The organism is Streptomyces sp. NPDC051976, from assembly GCF_040680795.1.
In the GTDB taxonomy this organism is placed as follows: Bacteria; Actinomycetota; Actinomycetes; order Streptomycetales; family Streptomycetaceae; genus Actinacidiphila.
This window is the reverse complement of the sequence record NZ_JBFAXL010000005.1, coordinates 316,162-332,808: the sequence shown is the minus strand read 5'-3', so window position 1 is coordinate 332,808 and position 16,647 is coordinate 316,162. Positions and strand designations below refer to the sequence as shown.

13 protein-coding genes are annotated in these 16,647 nt (G+C 73.6%); 8 read left to right on the top strand and 5 right to left on the bottom strand.

From position 1 onward, the window contains the following. Positions 1-412: 412 nt before the first annotated feature. Together AB0M29_RS08835 and ptsP are read left to right on the top strand one after the other, a co-directional pair. Positions 413-862: a PTS glucose transporter subunit IIA gene (locus AB0M29_RS08835; protein WP_365381005.1), complete on the top strand. Its 450-nt coding sequence runs from the start codon at positions 413-415 to the stop codon at positions 860-862. 117 nt (positions 863-979) lie between these two features. Continuing rightward, positions 980-2,650 (top strand): phosphoenolpyruvate--protein phosphotransferase, encoded by a 1,671-nt coding sequence (ptsP, locus tag AB0M29_RS08830; RefSeq protein ID WP_365381003.1) that lies wholly within the window; start codon positions 980-982, stop codon positions 2,648-2,650. A 137-nt stretch (positions 2,651-2,787) separates the two neighbouring features. Here the strand turns inward: ptsP and AB0M29_RS08825 are convergent, their stop codons facing one another. Both AB0M29_RS08825 and AB0M29_RS08820 read right to left on the bottom strand, forming a co-directional pair. Beyond that, positions 2,788-3,672, bottom strand: a complete 885-nt coding sequence (locus AB0M29_RS08825) for a hypothetical protein (protein ID WP_365381000.1) — start codon at positions 3,670-3,672, stop codon at positions 2,788-2,790. Positions 3,673-3,694: 22 nt separating this feature from the next. Then, positions 3,695-5,035 (bottom strand): MFS transporter, encoded by a 1,341-nt coding sequence (locus AB0M29_RS08820; protein WP_365380997.1) that lies wholly within the window; start codon positions 5,033-5,035, stop codon positions 3,695-3,697. Between the two features lie 95 nt (positions 5,036-5,130). On the opposite strand from AB0M29_RS08820, the gene AB0M29_RS08815 reads away from it, so the two are divergent. Together AB0M29_RS08815 and AB0M29_RS08810 are read left to right on the top strand one after the other, a co-directional pair. Continuing rightward, positions 5,131-6,459: an aminotransferase class I/II-fold pyridoxal phosphate-dependent enzyme gene (locus AB0M29_RS08815; RefSeq protein ID WP_365380995.1), complete on the top strand. Its 1,329-nt coding sequence runs from the start codon at positions 5,131-5,133 to the stop codon at positions 6,457-6,459. A gap of 133 nt (positions 6,460-6,592) precedes the next feature. Further along, complete coding sequence (locus AB0M29_RS08810) at positions 6,593-8,173, top strand: cellulose binding domain-containing protein (RefSeq protein ID WP_365380992.1); 1,581 nt, start codon at positions 6,593-6,595, stop codon at positions 8,171-8,173. A 19-nt stretch (positions 8,174-8,192) separates the two neighbouring features. Here the strand turns inward: AB0M29_RS08810 and AB0M29_RS08805 are convergent, their stop codons facing one another. Then, the gene (locus tag AB0M29_RS08805) at positions 8,193-10,223 is read right to left on the bottom strand and encodes an acetoacetate--CoA ligase (protein WP_365380990.1); all 2,031 of its coding nucleotides are present in this window, start codon (positions 10,221-10,223) and stop codon (positions 8,193-8,195) included. A gap of 227 nt (positions 10,224-10,450) precedes the next feature. Here AB0M29_RS08805 and AB0M29_RS08800 point away from each other — a divergent pair, with 227 nt between their 5' ends. Next, a complete protein-coding gene (locus AB0M29_RS08800; RefSeq protein ID WP_365380987.1) occupies positions 10,451-12,844 on the top strand; it encodes a glycoside hydrolase family 31 protein in 2,394 nt (797 codons plus the stop codon). Positions 12,845-12,880: 36 nt separating this feature from the next. On the opposite strand, the gene AB0M29_RS08795 is transcribed toward AB0M29_RS08800, so the two are convergent. Both AB0M29_RS08795 and AB0M29_RS08790 read right to left on the bottom strand, forming a co-directional pair. Next, positions 12,881-13,393 carry an NUDIX domain-containing protein gene (locus AB0M29_RS08795; protein WP_365380985.1) on the bottom strand — a complete coding sequence of 171 codons (513 nt, stop codon included), beginning with the start codon at positions 13,391-13,393 and terminating at the stop codon, positions 12,881-12,883. A gap of 44 nt (positions 13,394-13,437) precedes the next feature. Then, a complete protein-coding gene (locus AB0M29_RS08790; RefSeq protein WP_365380982.1) occupies positions 13,438-14,373 on the bottom strand; it encodes an NUDIX domain-containing protein in 936 nt (311 codons plus the stop codon). A 141-nt stretch (positions 14,374-14,514) separates the two neighbouring features. Between AB0M29_RS08790 and AB0M29_RS08785 the strand changes: the two genes are divergently transcribed. From AB0M29_RS08785 to AB0M29_RS08775, 3 genes are all read left to right on the top strand, one after another. Next, the gene (locus tag AB0M29_RS08785; protein WP_365380979.1) at positions 14,515-14,880 is read left to right on the top strand and encodes a DUF962 domain-containing protein; all 366 of its coding nucleotides are present in this window, start codon (positions 14,515-14,517) and stop codon (positions 14,878-14,880) included. Positions 14,881-14,980: 100 nt separating this feature from the next. After that, positions 14,981-15,439, top strand: a complete 459-nt coding sequence (locus tag AB0M29_RS08780) for a zinc ribbon domain-containing protein (protein WP_365380977.1) — start codon at positions 14,981-14,983, stop codon at positions 15,437-15,439. Further along, entirely contained in the window at positions 15,436-16,623 is a 1,188-nt protein-coding gene (locus AB0M29_RS08775) for a lipid-transfer protein (protein ID WP_365380974.1), read from the top strand. The genes AB0M29_RS08780 and AB0M29_RS08775 overlap by 4 nt, the downstream gene beginning before the upstream one ends. Positions 16,624-16,647: the final 24 nt, after the last annotated feature.

Sequence of the window (16,647 nt, the reverse complement as noted above, 5' to 3'; positions counted from 1 at the left end):
GCTGTTGAGTTCTCAAGGAACGGAAGCTTCCATCAGGACCGTTTCACCGGCCCCTCCGGGCTTTCCCTTCGGTGTCTCCGACTTTAGCAGAAGCTATTCCGTCGGATTTACCAGCCCCGATTCGCGCACACACGTTTCCGCGGGTCTCGTCGAGGCGGTTGTGCCAACGTACTGGAGCGGGCCGCCCTGAGCAAATCGCGTGGTGGGCGATGGCCGGGTGATCCGCGGGGTAGGGCGCGGGGTGTGGCAGAGGGTGGCGGTATGGGAGACTGGGTCAGTGGTATAGACCACCTGGCGGTCCGATCCAGCCGGGCGGAATCCGTACTTGTGATGACTTAGGCTGCTCCCGCGACGACGTCATCAGGTGACAGACAGTGACAGTTCTCTGATCTCCCTATAGAGGAGGCTTCCCATGACGACCGTTTCCGCTCCCCTGGCCGGACGGGCCATCGGACTCGAGGCAGTGCCCGACCCCGTGTTCTCCGGGGCGATGGTGGGCCCGGGTACGGCTATCGACCCTGAGCGGGTTCCCGGCGACGCGGTGTCTCCCGTCGACGGGATCATCGTCTCCCTTCACCCGCACGCGTTCGTGGTCGTCGACGAACAGGGGCACGGCGTACTGACGCACCTGGGCATCGACACCGTCCAGCTCAACGGCGAGGGCTTCGAGCTGCTGGTCGCGAAGGGCGACACCGTGGCCCGTGGGCAGGCGGTCGTGCGCTGGGACCCGGCGGCGGTCGAGGCGGCGGGCAAGTCGCCGATCTGTCCCGTGGTCGCGCTGGAGGCGACGGCCGAGTCGCTCGGTGACGTGGTGGACAGCGGCGACGTCGCCGCCGGGGACGTCCTCTTCTCCTGGCAGTAGGCCCGGCTCGGCCCGGTCGGCGTGTACGGCGGGGCGGACGAGCCGGCGGAACCAGCGGGGGGCCACGACAATCAGCGACGGCCGGGTGCGCCGTCGCTTCGACCGGAGACGGGTGAGATGGAGACAACGCTGCGAGGCGTCGGTGTCAGCCACGGTGTGGCGATCGGCGAGGTACGGCACATGGGCACCGCTGTTCTGGAGCCGCCTGCCAAGCAGATCCCGGCGGACGACGCGCCGCGCGAGCAGAGCCGGGCCCGCCAGGCGGTGGGCGCGGTCGCGGCCGACCTGAACGCGCGCGGCCATCTGGCCGGTGGCGAGGCGCAGGCCGTGCTGGAGGCCCAGGCGCTGATGGCGCAGGACCCGGAGCTGATCGCCGACGTCGAGCGGCGGATCGCGGTGGGCAGTACGGCCGAGCGCGCCGTCTATGACGCCTTCGCGTCGTACCGGGCGCTGCTGGCCGGCGCCGGTGAGTACCTGGCCGGGCGGGTGGCCGACCTGGACGACGTGCGGAACCGGATCGTGGCCCGGCTGCTCGGGGTGCCGATGCCCGGTGTGCCGGACAGCGACGAGCCGTATGTGCTGATCGCCCGCGACCTGGCGCCGGCCGACACGGCGCTGCTGGACCCGACGCTGGTGCTGGGATTCGTCACCGAGGAGGGTGGGCCGACCAGCCACAGCGCGATTCTGGCGCGGGCGCTCGGTGTGCCCGCGATCGTGGCGCTGCCGGGTGCGCGGGAGCTGGCCGAGGGCACGCTGATCGCGGTGGACGGCAGCACCGGTGAGGTGTTCGTCGAGCCGAACGAGGACAAGCGGGCCGCGCTGGCGGAGGCGGCGGCCGCGCGGAAGGCGGCGCTCGCGGCGTCGTCCGGGCCGGGTGCGACGTCGGACGGCCACAAGGTGCCGCTGCTGGCCAATGTCGGCGGTCCGGCCGATGTGCCCGCCGCGGTGGCGGCGGGCGCCGAGGGCGTGGGGCTGTTCCGTACCGAGTTCCTCTTCCTCGACGATTCCGCGAAGGCACCGTCGGAGGACAAGCAGGTCGAGGTGTACCGCCAGGTCCTGGAGGCGTTCCCCGAGGGGCGTGTCGTGGTGCGTGTGCTGGACGCGGGCGCCGACAAGCCGCTGGACTTCCTGACGCCGGCCGACGAGCCGAACCCGGCGCTGGGCGTGCGGGGCCTGCGGTCGCTGCTCGACCACCCGGAGGTGCTCCGCACCCAGCTCACCGCGCTGGCCAGGGCGTCGCAGGGCCTGCCGGTGTACCTGGAGGTGATGGCCCCGATGGTGGCCGACCGCCAGGACGCGAAGGCGTTCGCCGACGCCTGCCGTGAGGCGGGGCTGCGGGCGAAGTTCGGCGCGATGGTCGAGATCCCGTCGGCCGCGCTGCGGGCGCGGTCGATCCTGCAGGAGGTCGAGTTCCTGTCGCTGGGCACCAATGACCTCGCGCAGTACACCTTCGCGGCCGACCGTCAGGTGGGCGCGGTGTCGCGGCTGCAGGACCCGTGGCAGCCCGCGCTGCTCGACCTGGTGGCGCTGTCGGCGGAGGCGGCGAAGGCCGAGGGCAAGAGCTGTGGTGTGTGCGGCGAGGCGGCGGCGGATCCGCTGCTGGCGTGTGTGCTGACCGGTCTGGGTGTCACCAGCCTTTCGATGGGTGCAGCGTCGATCCCGTATGTGCGGGCGACGTTGGCGAAGTACACACTGGCGCAGTGCGAGCGGGCGGCCGCCGCGGCGCGGGCGACGGACAGCGCGGACGAGGCGCGCCGGGCCGCGCGCGGAGTGCTGTCCGGCGAGTAGCGGCCAAGCTGCGGCCACGGGCCCGGTCCGCCTCGGAGGGCGTCTCACCCCGCACGGTGAGGCGCCCTCCGGCGTTCCCGCCGCGTCGCGCCCGCCGAGTCGCGCACGCGGGCTCGCCCCTCCCCCGCGCCCGGCGCTCATTCGATGGAGGGTGGTGGCAGCGGCAGGCCCGGCCGGTAGACGACTCCCGGCTCGGGCGGTACGGGTTCGCCGGTGGCGGCGTCGGTGCAGTACGCGTCGAAGACCTCCGCCTCGGTGAGCGGGTGGAGTTGGCCGTCGCGCAGGGACCAGCCGCGGACGGTGTCGGGGCCGTCGTCCCCGGTGGTGCGCAGGACGAGGCCGCCCGCGCGGGCGGTGACGGACGCCGCGGCCATGACGGTGCAGAGCACCAGGGCGTCGGTCTCGGCGAGTTGGACGCTTCCTTCCGGGCCCGCGTCCACATGGAGGGCGGCGAGAAGGGGGCCGTCCGGGGCCGGGAGGCTGCAGACGATGTGGTGGGTGCCGGGGCCGACGGCCTGGATGAGCCGGAGCAGCAGGTCCGAGGCGCGGTCGAAGGCGCAGTGGGCGAGGTCCTGGCCGCAGTCGGGGCAGGTGCCGGCGTGGGTGAGGGCGTCCGAGGCGCTCTCCCAGGTGGCGCGGCGGTCGGCTTCGTGGGCGAGCTGCGTGCGCAGCAGGGCGAGTGGCTGCCCGGTGTACTGCACCGAGGCGCCGGTCGCGGTGGCTTGGGCGGTGTGGTGGGTGCGGGTCGCGGCGCTGTCCGGTGGCTTGCGGGTGGTGGCGCAGTGGTCGGCGTACGCCACCGGGTCGAAGACGGTGACGACGGTGTGGTTCCCCCTGGCGTGCAGGCTGCGCAGGAACGCCTCCACGGCGTGCAGATACGTGCCGTAGTCGCTGAAACGGAAGGTGCGGTAGCCGGTCATGGCGGTGAAGTCCGCCTCGTCCAGCAGCAGTCCGACGATGGTGGCGGTCTCGCGGCGCAGCGCCCTGCGGTGTGCGGCCCGGTGCGTGGTCTGGGACGACATGTGTTCCCCCTCGGTGTGCTCCCTATTGCTCACTCACCGTAACCGCGGGGACTGACAACGGGGATTTCCCGGGCTGCTGCCGGAGTGCGTCGGCGCGGCCGAGCCGCTGTAGCACCATGCGTCGTTGGAGGAGGGCGGCGGCAGCGAGGGCGGCGCCGAGGGCGATCCAGCCGATCGGGCCCGCGGCGATGACGACGGAGGTCATGAGCAGCGGGCCGACGCAGCGGGAGGTGGACTGGGCGAGGCCGTGCACACCGACGTAGCTGCCCTGGGCGTCGTCGGGGGCGAGGGCGACGGAGAGTTCCCAGGAGATGGCGGACTGGATCATCTCGACGACGGTGAAGGCGATGGCCGCGGCGAGGATCGCGGCGGTGGCGGCCCAGCGGGCGTGCAGCACGGCGGCGGCGGTGGCCGCGCCGGAGACCAGGAACCACACGGCGACCCGGCGCAGGGAGTCGGCGGCCACCCGCGGGGTGCTGCCGTGCCGGGACAGGCGGACCTGGAAGGCCACCACTATCACGGTGTTGACGACGAAGATCGCGGCGGCCAGGCCGTGCGGGGCGGTGGTGCGGGTGATGATCCACAGCGGCATGCCGACGCTGATGGCGCAGCCGTAGAGGAACATCGCGGAGTCGAGGGCGGCGTAGCCGAGGTAGCCGCGATCGCGCCAGGGGTTGCTGGGGGACACGGTCGGGTCCGCGGTCAGGGGGGCGCCCGCGGCGGTGCGGCCGGTGACCGTACGGCTGGCGGAGGGGGGTTCGGCGCAGCGGGCCACGAGGGCGGCGACCAGGACGAAGGAGAGCGCGTCGCCGAGGAGCAGACCGCGGTAGACGGCGGTGGAGCCCACCGCGAGGGCGGCGGAGGCGCCGAGGCCGCCGATGGTGTAGCCGACGTTGACGACGGTGCGCTGCACGGCCTGGTACCTGGCGCGGTCGGCGCCGGCGACGCGGGCGGCGAAGAGCTTGGTGAGGACCGAGGCGGCGCGTTCGGCGAAGCTGCCGACGGCGACCAGGGCCAGGAGTTGCCAGAAGCCGTGGGCGAAGAGCAGCAGCAGGCTGGAGGCGCCGCGCAGGAGTTGGACGGCGAGGAGGACGCGGGTCAGCGGCAGCCGGTCGGTGAGCTGTCCCGCGACGGGTGCGCCCGCGATCCCGACGGCGCCGCCGAGGCCGAGCAGGAGTCCGGCCTGTCCGGTGCTGAGGCCGGCGACGACGACGAAGTAGAGGGCGGTGACGGCGAACCACAGCCCTGATCCGGTCTTGTCGATGAGGTTGATCCAGAGCATCCGGCGGCCGTCGGGGCCGCCCGGTATCGATGTCAGCGCCGCCCGCGCCCGTGTCGACGCCTTCGACGGTTTCCGCTTCATCGTCGTGTCCCCCTGTTCCCTCGCGGCCGTTCGCCGGTGCCGGAGTGTGCGTCGGCGCCTTGCGCGAATTTTTGTATTGATACATACTCTGCAATGTGGCAACACAATATGCGATCAGCGGGACGACCGCCAGGGAGATCGCCGCGTCGGCGGAGAGCGCGGTCACCGACGGGCTGCTCCGCCCTGACGACGCGCTGCCCCCGGTGCGGACACTGGCCGACACCCTCGGCGTGAGCCCGGGCACCGTGGCGACGGCGTACAAGGAACTGCGGCGGCGCGGGATCGTGGTGACCCGGGGCCGCGGCGGCACGGTGGTCGCACCCGCGCCCTCGGTGTCCTCGCGGCGCCCGCCGCCGGTGCCGCCCGGGCTGCGCGACCTGGCGGGCGGCCACCCCGATCCGGCGTTCCTGCCCGATCTCGTCCCGCCCGGGCGGCTCTCCCCCGGCGCGCGCTCGCACCGCGCCTCGCCCCGGCTGCCGGAGCTGGAGGAGCTGGCGCGGGCGTGGTTCCACCGCGACGGGGTGCCGGACGGCCAGGTCACCTTCGCGCACGGGGCACTGGACTGCATCTCCCGGCTGCTGTCGGTGGAGCTGCGCCCCGGGGACGCGGTCGCGGTCGAGGACCCCGGCTTCCACCATCTGCTCGATCTCGTACCGGCGTTGGGGCTGCGTACGGTCGCGGTGGCGGTCGACGACGAGGGGCTGCGGCCCGAGGGGCTGCGGGCGGCGCTGCGGGCCGGGGCGCGCGCGGTGGTGCTCTGCCCGCGGGCGCAGAACCCCTACGGTTCGCGCACCTCGGCGGTGCGGCGGGACGAGTTGCTGGCGGTGCTGGCGGCGGCGCCGGAGGTGCTGGTGATCGAGGACGACCACAGCGCCGACACCGCGGGCGGTCCGCTCCACTCGCTGACCACGGCGGGTGCGGACGGGCCGGCGCGCTGGGCGCAGATCCGTACCGTCTCCAAGCACTTGGGCACCGACCTGCGGTGGACGGCGATGGCCTGCGACGCGACGACGCTCGCGCGGCACGACGGGCGGCTGCTGCTGACGTCGGGCTGGGTCAGCCATGTGCTGCAGGAGACGGTGGCCCGGTTGATGACGGATCCGGCCACGGTGGCGCTGGTGGACGCGGCGGGGACGGCGTACGCGCGGCGGCGTGAGGCGCTGCTCGCGGCGCTGGCCGGGCACGGCATCGCGGGGCGCGGGGTGAGCGGGATGAACGTGTGGGTGCCGGTGCGGGACGAGGCGGCGGTGGTCAACGGGCTGCGCTCGGCGGGCTGGTGGGTGGCGGGCGGCGCGCGGTTCCGGATCGCCGCCGGGCCCGGCGTCCGGATCACCACCGCCGACCTGGAGGTGCGGGAAGCGCCGCGGCTGGCCGCCGACTTCGCGGGTGTGCTCGGTGGATCGCTGACCACCTACGGCGGCTGACCTTGCCGTCACCACCCGTACGTACAGCGGCTGATGAGACGTCAGTGACGTGGGCATGCGGTCTTGACGGCGGTGCCGCGGGTCAAGTATCCAGATCCCGGGCGGCATTGGTACAGACCAAATGGGAGCCGGTATGCGAAGATCCCTCACCCTCGTCCTCGCACTCTTCGGGACGCTCGTCCTGTTCTTCGTCCCGCCCGCCACCGCGGCAGGCGGAGTCTCCGCGGCCTTCGCGAAGACCTCCGACTGGACCAGTGGCTACCAGGCGCAGTACACGATCACCAACGGCGGCAGCACCACGCTGACTTCGTGGAAGGTCGAGTTCGACCTCCCGGCCGGAAGCAGCGTCGGCAGCTACTGGGACGCGCTGCTCACCTCGGGCAACAACCACTACACGTTCACCAACCGGGACTACAACGCAACGCTCGCGCCCGGCGCGAGCGCGACCTTCGGCTGGGTCAACTCCGGTGCGGGCACCCCCACGAACTGCAAGCTCAACGGAGGTTCGTGCGACGCGGGCGGCGGTGGCGGCGGCGACACCACCCCGCCGTCGGTCCCGGGCGGCGTCACGGTGGGCTCCCCCACCAGTTCCTCGCTGACCGTCCACTGGAACCCCTCGACCGACAACTCCGGCTCCGTGGCGGGCTACGAGGTCTCCCGCAACGGCGGCGCGCCCGTCGCCGTGACCGGTACCTCGTACACCGCGACCGGCCTCGCGGCGTCCACCGCGTACTCCTTCCAGGTCCGCGCCAAGGACGCGGCGGGCAACACCTCCGCCTACAGCGCGGCGGTCAGCGGTACCACCAGCGCCTCGGGCGGCGGGGGCAATCCGCCGCCCGGGACGATCCGGATGGCGCCCTATGTCGACATGGGTGCCTGGCCGACGCCCAGCCTCACCGCGATGTCGCAGGCCAGTGGGGTGAAGAGCTTCACGCTGGCGTTCGTCACCTCGGCGGGCTGCAAGGCGTCGTGGTTCAACGCCTACGACCCGCGCGCGGCGTGGGCCAAGGACCAGATCGACGCCGTCCGGGCGGCGGGCGGGGACGTGAAGGTCTCCTTCGGCGGCGCGAGCGGCATCGAACTCGCCCAGGCGTGCTCCTCGGTCGACGCGCTCACCGCCGAGTACGCGGCCGTCGTGGACGCGTACAACCTCAGCTACGTCGACTTCGACATCGAGGGGTCGGCCGTCGCGGAACCCGCGTCGATCTCCCTGCGCTCCCAGGCACTGGCGAAGCTCCAGCAGACCCATCCGAACCTGCGGATCTCGCTCACCCTGCCCGTGCTGCCCACCGGACTCGACGGCAACGGGATGAACGTGCTCAACGCCGCGAAGAACGCGGGCGTCACCCTGGACATGGTCAACGCGATGGCCATGGACTACTACCAGAGCGTCGACTACGGCGACGCGGCCGTCCAGGCGGCCAACAGCGTGTTCAGCCAGCTCAAGTCCGTCTACCCCGGCAAGTCCGACGCGCAGCTCTGGGCGATGGTCGGCATCACGCCGATGCTCGGCCAGAACGACGACGGCCACATCTACGACCAGGCCGACGCCCGCCAGCTCGTCTCCTTCGCGCAGAGCAAGCACCTGGGCATGCTCTCGTACTGGGAAGAGGGCAGGGACGCCAACGCGTGCAACGGCGCCCTCTACAAGTGCACCAACATCGCCCAGTCGCCGTACGAGTTCTCGAAGATCTTCGCGGCGTACAACGGGTGATCCCCCGGTGAGGACGCTTCTACGGGCGGCCGCTTCCGCCGCCGGCCAGGCGGTCGGCCGCCAGCCGCTCGTAGAAGCGCAGCACTTCGAGGTCGTCGACGGAGCCGGGGTTGACGGCCTTGTCCAGCGCGGTGCCCTGGAGCAGACGCTTGACCGGGACCTCGATCCGCTTGCCGGTGAGGGTGTGCGGGACGCCGGGGGTCTCGATGATCTCGTCCGGCACATGGCGGGGCGACAGCTGGGCGCGGATGGCGGAGCGGATACGGTCGCGCAGGTCGTCGTCGAGCTCCGCGCCGTCGGTGAGCTGGACGAACAGCGGCATCCAGTAGCCGCCGTCGGACTGCTCGATACCGATGACCAGCGACTCCTTGATCTCGGGAAGCCGCTCGACGACCTCGTAGATGTCCGCGGAACCCATCCGGACGCCCTGCCGGTTGAGGGTGGAGTCGGAGCGGCCGTGGATGACGACGGTGCCGCGGGAGGTCATGGTGATCCAGTCGCCGTGCCGCCAGACACCGGGGAACATCTCGAAGTAGCTCTCCTGGTACCGCACGCCGCCCGGGTCGTTCCAGAAGCGGATCGGCATCGAGGGCATCGGGTTGGTGACCACGAGTTCGCCGACCTGGTCGACGACGGGCTCGCCGTCGACGTTCCACGCCTGCAGGTCGGTGCCCAGGCACGCCGCCTGGAGTTCGCCGATGTGCACCGGCAGGGTGGCGACGCCGCCCGCGAAGCAGCTGCACACATCGGTGCCCCCGCTGACCGAGGCGATCCAGAGGTCCTCCTTGACCTCGTCGTGCAGCCAGCGGAAGCCGTCGGGCGGCAGCGGTGACCCGGTGGTGGCCACGCACTTGACCGCGGACAGGTCGAAGTCGCGGCCCGGGTGCACCTCCGCCTTGCGGCAGGCGATGACATAGGCCGCCGAGGTGCCGAAGACCGTGGTGCCGGTGCGCTCGGCGACGCCCCACTGCGCGGCGGTGTCGGGGTAGCCGGGGCTGCCGTCGTAGAGCACGATCGTGGCGCCCGAGAGCAGGCCGGAGACGAGGAAGTTCCACATCATCCAGCCGGTGGAGGTGTACCAGAAGAAGCGGTCGCCGGGTCCGAGGTCGTTGTGCAGACCGGTCTGCTTGAGGTGTTCGAGCAGGATGCCGCCCTGGGACTGGACGATGGCCTTGGGCAGCCCCGTGGTGCCCGAGGAGTAGAGCACCCACAGCGGGTGGTCGAAGGGCACCTGCTCGTAGACCGGCTCGGGGTCGTCGGCGACCAGGTCGGCCCAGTCGAGGGCGCCTGCCGGGGCGGGGGTGCCGAGCAGCGGGATGTGCACGGTGGCGCGCAGGGTGGGCAGTCCCGCGCGCATCTCGGCGACGATCGCGGAGCGGTCGTGGCTCTTGCCGCCGTACCGGTAGCCGTCGACGGTGAACAGCACGACGGGCTCGACCTGCTGGAAGCGGTCCAGGACGCTGCGGGCGCCGAAGTCCGGGGCGCAGGAGGTCCACACGCCGCCGACGGCGGCGGTCGCGAGCACGGCGACGACGGCCTGCGCGATGTTGGGCAGATAGCCGCTGACGCGGTCGCCGGGGGTGACGCCGAGGCGGCGCAGCGAGGCGGCCAGTGAGGCGACCTGGCGGCTGAGTTCGGCCCAGGTCACGGTGCCGATCTCATGGCTCTCGTCGAGGTGCAGCAGCGCGGCCTCGCCCGCCCGCTCGGGGTCGAGGGCGGGCCGCAGCGCGTGCTCGGTGTAGTTGAGGGTGCCGCCGGGGAACCAGCGCGCGCCGGGCATCGACGCGTCGGCGAGCACCGCCTCGTACGGGGTGCCGAAGCGTACGTCGAACCACTCGGTGATGGCGCGCCAGAACACCTCGGGCTCGCGGACCGACCACGCGTGCAGGGCGGCGTAGCTGCCCGCCGGGTCGCCGGGCACTCCCGCGGGCGCGCCGTGCCGGTCGGCCGCCCACTCCTGGAACCGGGTGACCTGCGCACGGGCGATCCGCTCGGGTCCTGGGGTCCACAGGGGCTCCGGATCGTGGGCGGGCTCGGGCGTGGTGCTCATACGGCGGCTCCCGGACGGTACGCGTCGTTGCGTGTGTGCGGCTGGCGTGTGCGACTCGTGCCCCGCGCGCGGAATGTCCGGCGTGGGGGCTGGGCAGGACGATGCCATGTGATCGTCTTCCGCGCCAGGGCGGGTCCCTCACGCGGCGGTGAACCAGCGCCTTCCTGCAGGTGAACGGTGAACGAACGGGCGGCACGGTGGTCCGGACGAGTGGAAGGCTGGGGCGCATGGATGGTTCTGACCTGCGGCGGGCGCTGCGGATGGCGGCTTCCGCCGGTGGGTGGCGGGCCGGGCGCTCGGCGTGGCGCAGAGAGCGCACCGACGCGCGCGATCTGCCCAAGCGCGGGCCGGAGCGGGCCAGGGTGCCGGGCGCGGCGCGGGACGCCGAGCCGGGGCCGGGCGGTGGCACGGTGCACTTCGCGCGGTCCTCGCTGCGGGTGCTGGTCGCGGTGGGCGGCGCCGTGTTCTGCGGCTGGGACGACGCCGGGCCCGAGCCGTCGTACGCGCTGGCCGGCACTCTTCCCGAACCGGACGTACGGGCGGTCCTGGAACCGGACAAGGACGGCTGGCGGGTGGTGTCGGAACGCGTCACCGTCGTGGTGTCGCGGCACGGCGCGGTGGAGATCCGCACGCCGGGCGGCCTGCTGCTGCGCCGCGAACTGCCGCCGCGCTGGTGGGACCCGGCCGAGCCGCGCGACGGGCGGGCCGTGCGCTGGGTGCAGCGCTCGGAGACACCCGCGGACGCGCGGACCTACGGGCTGGGCGGCCGGGCGGTCGGGCCGCGGCTGCCCGCGGGCCACTACCGGCTGTGGAACACCGACCCCGACGGGTCGTTCGGCCCGGGTGACGACCCGCTGTACATCACCATGCCGGTGCAGCTGGTGGTCGCCGACGCGGGCTGCCATCTGGTCTTCCACGACAGCACCTGGGACGGCCGGGTGACACTGCGGGACGGCGAGGTGGGCGCGGGCTCGGGGCACGACCGGCCGGGCGGCTGCGAGCTGCGGATGGAGGGCGGTCCGCTGCGCTACTGGGTGATCGCCGGTACGCCCGCCCGGGTGCTCGCGGGGTGGACGGCACTGACCGGGCGGCCCGCGCTGCCGCCGCGCTGGGCGCTCGGCCACCAGCACTCGCGGTGGGGGTTCGGCAGCGACGAGGAGGTGCGCCGGGTGGCGTCCGGCTACCGCGAGCGCGGGCTGCCGCTGTCCGTGCTCCATCTCGACATCGACCACTTCGACAGCCACCGGGTCTTCACCGTCGACCGGCGCCGCTTCCCCAATCTGCCGCTGCTGGCGGCGGACCTGGCACGGGACGGCGTGCGGCTGGTCTCGATCGTCGACCCCGCGGTGCGGGCGCTGCCGGGCGTCGCGGTCTACGACAGCGGTACGGCGCACGACGCCTTCGTACGGGACGCGCGCGAGCGGGAGGTGCGGGGCGTGGTGTGGCCGGGCGAGTCGGCCTTCCCCGACTTCACCGACCCCCGGGTGCGCAGGTGGTGGGGCGGGCTGTACGCGGAGCGGCTGGCGCAGGGCTTCGCCGGGGTGTGGCACGACATGAACGAGCCGGTGTCCTTCGCGGCCTTCGGCGAGCCGACGCTGCCCCGCTCGGCCCGGCACGCGCTGGAGGGCCGCGGCGGTGACCACCGCGAGGCGCACAACGTCTACGGCCTGTCGATGGCCCGCGCGGGGTACGAGGGTCTGCGCGAACTGCGGCCCGAGCAGCGGCCGTTCCTCTTCTCCCGGTCCGGCTGGGCGGGGATGCAGCGGTACGGCGGCACCTGGTCGGGCGATGTCGAGACCGGATGGGCGGGGCTGCGCGCGTCGCTGGCACTGGTCCTGGGCCTCGGGCTGTGCGGGGTGCCGTACTCGGGGCCCGACGTGGGCGGCTTCACCGGTTCGCCCTCGCCCGAGCTGTATCTGCGCTGGTTCCAGCTCGGCGCGTACCTGCCGTTCTTCCGTACCCACTCGGCGATCACCGCGGGGCGCCGCGAGCCGTGGGAGTTCGGCCCCGAGGTGCTGGAGCACGCACGGGCGGCGCTGGCCGAGCGCACCCGGCTGATGCCGTACCTGGAGACGCTCTCGCACATCGCGCACCGCACCGGGGCGCCGTACGTCCGCCCGCTGTGGTGGAACTCCCCCGGGGACCGGGCGCTGCGCGAGTGCGGTGACGCCTTCCTGCTGGGTGACGCGCTGCTCGTGGCCCCGGTGCTGGAGGAGGGCGCGGTACGCCGGCTGGTGCGGCTGCCGCGCGGGCGCTGGTACGACACCGCCACCGGCGCGGCCTACCGCGGCCCCGGGCAGATCGTGCTGGACGCCCCGCTCGGGCGCGTCCCGGTGCTGGCGCGGGCAGGCTCGCTGCTTCCGGTGGTGGGCCCCGACGGCGAGGTGGAGCTGGAGGTGTGGGCGCCGCGCAAGGACCGCACCGGCGGCGGCGTGGTCGTCACCGGCGACCCGGAGGGCTGGGGGAAGCCGCGGGTCGAGCGGTTCCTGACGCGCTGGGCCGACGGCGAGGTGGTGGTCGAACGGGACGGCGGCCGCGGCAAGAAGGCCAAGCAGCGCGGCGGCCCCGTCGGTTACCGGGTGCGGGTACGCGGTACCGGCGAGCCGACAGCTGACGGTTGATCAGCCACGCGCCCCCGGCTACGGCAACGGCTACGGCTACGGCTTGGCGTACGCCCCGTCGAACCAGCGGCGGACGGCCTGGGTGTGCAGCGGGAAGGCCAACTCGGACGGCTGCCACAGCGGTTGGAAGCCGTCCGTCTCGTCGGTGCGCACCGAGGCCGGGAGCGCGGACAGTTCGCGCTCGGGCAGCAGGCCGAACAGCAGCAGATAGCCGCCCTGTTCGTCGGTGAGCGCGTCGGCGAGGGTGACGTCCGCGGTGTCGGCGGGGATGCCGGTCTCCTCGCGCAGCTCCCGGGTGACGGCGTGCTGCCAGCTCTCCCCGTGGTCGATGAAGCCGCCGGGCAGGGCGAGTTCACCGATGTGCGGGGGGATGGTGCGGCGGATCACCACCAGGCCGGTCCGCCCCTCCTGCCTGACCGGCAGCAGGGCGAGCGCGACCGGCAGCGGGTTGCGGTAGCTGACGGCCCCGCACGCGGGGCAGGTACGCGGCCAGCCGGGATCGGCGCCGAAGGGGGCGCCGCAGGTGGAGCAGTGGGAGTCCTTGGGCACGGGCGGACCCTATCGGAGGGATGCGGGTGCGGGGGCGGGGACGCTCACAGAGCGGGGCTGTCGGGTCGCAGGAGCGCGGGGTGCAGCAGCCGGGCGTCGCCGGCGCGGTAGAGCCGGGCGCGGGGGCCGCCGCGGCTGCCCGGGCGGGTGTCGGTGGCGCCGGTGGGCTCGACGAAGCCGGGCACGGAGAGCACCTTGCGGTGGAAGTTGCCCGCGTGCAGGGCCGCGCCCCAGACCGTCTCGTAGACGGCGCGCAGGTCGGTCATGGTGAACGTCTCGCCGAGGAAGGCGGTCGCCAGCGGGGTGTACTCGATCTTGGCGCGGGCACGCTCCACGCCGTCGGCCAGGATGCGGTCGTGGTCGAACGCGAGGCCGCCGCCGGGGCCCTCGGAGGGCGTCGCGGCGGGGTCCCCGACGGGTTCCGGGGTGTCCCCGGAAGGGGGTCGGGAGGAAGAAGGCCGGCGGCCGGTACCACCCCCGTAGGTTCCGGTCCGCCGACCCTGCTCGAAGGGACGCCGCGCTGCCTCCGACGGTTGCCCGCCAGGGGATATTGCTTCCAGCGGGATCCAGGCGGCGCCTGAGGCGTCACCACCCGCCCGTGCCTCGGGCAGTCCCGGGGCGAAGGCGAGATAGGCGACCGAGACCACGTGCAGCCGCGGATCCCGGTCGGGACTGCCGTACGTACCGAGCTGTTCGAGGTGGATCCGGCCGAGCGCGGTCGCGTCCAGCCCGGTCTCCTCGGCCAGTTCGCGGGCCGCCGCCTCGTCCAGCGACTCCCGCCCGGCCCGTACGAAGCCGCCGGGCAGCGCCCACTCCCCCGCGAACGGCGGCCCGCCGCGCTCGACGGCGAGCACGTGCAGCCGGCCCGCGCGCAGCGTGAGGGCGACCACGTCGACGGTCACGGCGATCGGCTCGAACGCGCGCGGGTCGTACGCGGCGGGGGTGTCCCGCCCGCGCTGCCCCTCGCTTCGTGCGTCCACCGCCACTCCCGCGCGCCCGCCGCGCGGGTCGCACGCGCCGGGCACCAGTTGTTCTCGGTTCGAGTCTTTCTCAGTACGAGATGACCGTACCACGAGCCGCGGCCCCCTGACAGGGTCAGGACACGGCGCTACGGTGCGGTCATGACGAAGCAGACCTTCACCTCGTTCGAGGAGTTCTGGCCGTACTACGTGGCGATGCACTCCAAGGCCGCCACCCGCTGGGTCCACCTGGCCGGGACGCTCACCGGTCTCGCGGTCACCGGGTACGGGCTCGCGCGCGGACGGCGACGGTACGCGGCGGCGCTGCCGCTGATCGGCTACGGGACGGCCTGGCCCGCCCACTTCCTGATCGAGAAGAACAACCCCGCCACCTTCGGCCACCCGGCGTGGTCGCTGCGCGGCGACGTGAAGATGATCACCACCATGCTGGCGGGCCGGGACGCGGAGTTGGCCGAGACCGCCGCCAAGTGGCTGGCGGAGCACGGCGAGCCGGGCGACGACGCCTAGGGCCCGCCCACGGGGACCGACACCCCGTTCCGCCGGGCCGCCGCCCGTGGCACACTTCTGACGGGTCGTCAGAAGTGGTGCCGAGAGCGGGAGGCCGCACGTGGAGCAGGAGCGAGTACCCGTGGTGGCGGGCTGGTTCACCGGGGGCGGCGACGAGGAGTTCCGGCTGCTGGGCACCCGCTGCCGGGACTGCGGCAGTGTGTTCTTCCCCCGCGAGGACACCTTCTGCCGCAACCCCGCCTGCGACGGCACGACCCTCGACGAGACCCCGCTGTCGCGCACCGGGCACATCTGGTCGTACACCGACGCCCGCTACCGGCCGCCCGCGCCCTACCCGTCGGACCCCGCGCGGCCGTGGCAGCCGTACACCCTGGTCGCGGTGGAACTGGCGGCCGAGAAGATGGTGGTGCTCGGGCAGGCCGCCCCCGGCTACCGCACGGACGACCTGGCCGTGGGGATGGCGGTCGAGCTGGTGCCCGGGCTCATCGGCGCGGACGGCGGCGACCCCGACGGGCCGCGCGCCACCTGGCACTGGCGGCCGGCGGGCGGTGCGCGGTGAGCGGCGACATCGCGGTGCTGGGCGCCGGAATGCACCCCTGGGGCAAGTGGGGACGGCCGTTCACGGAGTACGGCGTGGCCGCCGCCCGCGAGGCGCTGGCCGACGCCGGGCTCGACTGGCGCGAGATCGGCTCCGTGGTCGGCGCCGACACCGTACGCGGCGGCTATCCCGGTTATGTGGCGGGCGCGACCTTCGCCCAGGCGCTCGGCTGGCAGGGCGCGCGGGTCACCAGCGTCTACGCCGCCTGTGCCTCCGGCGCCCAGGCCATCGCCACCGCCCGCGCGCAGATCCTGGCGGGACTCACCGACGTGGCACTGGTGGTGGGCGCCGACGCGGCCCCCAAGGGCTTCTTCGCCCCCGCGGGCGGCGAGCGCCCCGACGACCCCGACTGGCTGCGCTTCCGGGTCCTCGGCGCCACCAACCCCGCCTACTTCGGCCTCTACGCGCGCCGCCGTATGGCGCTGTACGGCGACACCGCCGAGGACTTCGCGGCGGTGAAGGTGAAGAACTCCGCGTCGGGCGCGGCCAATCCGCACGCCCGCTACCGCAAGGCCGTCGACGCCTGCGAGGTCGCCGCCTCCCCGGTCGTCGCCGATCCGCTGCGGCTGCTGGACATCTGCGCCACCTCCGACGGCGGCGCGGCCCTCGTCCTGTCCAGCATGGAGTTCGCCCGCCGCCGCACCGCCGACCCGGTGCGGATCCGCGCGGTCTCCACGGTGACGCCCACGTACCCGCGGACCGTGCTCGACCTGCCGGACCTGGCCACCGACTCGGCCGTCGCGGTGCCGCCGCCCGGCGCCGAGCCGCGCGCGGCGATCGCGGCGGCGGCGTACGAGGAAGCGGGCGCGGGGCCCGGCGACCTCGACCTGGCCGAGGTCTACGACCTGTCGACGGCACTGGAACTGCAGTGGTACGAGGACCTGGGCCTGTGCCCGCCGGGAGAGGGCGCCGCGCTGCTGCGGTCGGGCGCCACCGCACCGGGCGGCCGGGTCCCGGTGAACCCCAGCGGCGGTCTCGCCTCCTTCGGCGAGGCGGTGCCCGCGCAGGCCGTCGCACAGGTCTGCGAGGTGGTGTGGCAGCTCCAAGGCCGGGCAGGAGACCGGCAGGTGCCGGGTGCGCGGCTCGGAATCACCGCGAACCAGGGGCTGTTCGGCCACGGCTCCTCGGTGGTCGTCGTGAGGTGAGCCGCCACCCGGGCCGATCGCGGA

What these genes read in the sequence shown, in the direction of transcription:
- AB0M29_RS08835 (WP_365381005.1), top strand. Translation starts at nt 413, where the DNA reads ATGACGACCGTTTCCGCTCCCCTGGCCGGACGGGCCATCGGACTCGAG.
- ptsP (WP_365381003.1), top strand. Translation starts at nt 980, where the DNA reads ATGGAGACAACGCTGCGAGGCGTCGGTGTCAGCCACGGTGTGGCGATC.
- AB0M29_RS08825 (WP_365381000.1), bottom strand. Translation starts at nt 3,672, where the DNA reads ATGTCGTCCCAGACCACGCACCGGGCCGCACACCGCAGGGCGCTGCGC.
- AB0M29_RS08820 (WP_365380997.1), bottom strand. Translation starts at nt 5,035, where the DNA reads ATGAAGCGGAAACCGTCGAAGGCGTCGACACGGGCGCGGGCGGCGCTG.
- AB0M29_RS08810 (WP_365380992.1), top strand. Translation starts at nt 6,593, where the DNA reads ATGCGAAGATCCCTCACCCTCGTCCTCGCACTCTTCGGGACGCTCGTC.
- AB0M29_RS08805 (WP_365380990.1), bottom strand. Translation starts at nt 10,223, where the DNA reads ATGAGCACCACGCCCGAGCCCGCCCACGATCCGGAGCCCCTGTGGACC.
- AB0M29_RS08800 (WP_365380987.1), top strand. Translation starts at nt 10,451, where the DNA reads ATGGATGGTTCTGACCTGCGGCGGGCGCTGCGGATGGCGGCTTCCGCC.
- AB0M29_RS08785 (WP_365380979.1), top strand. Translation starts at nt 14,515, where the DNA reads ATGACGAAGCAGACCTTCACCTCGTTCGAGGAGTTCTGGCCGTACTAC.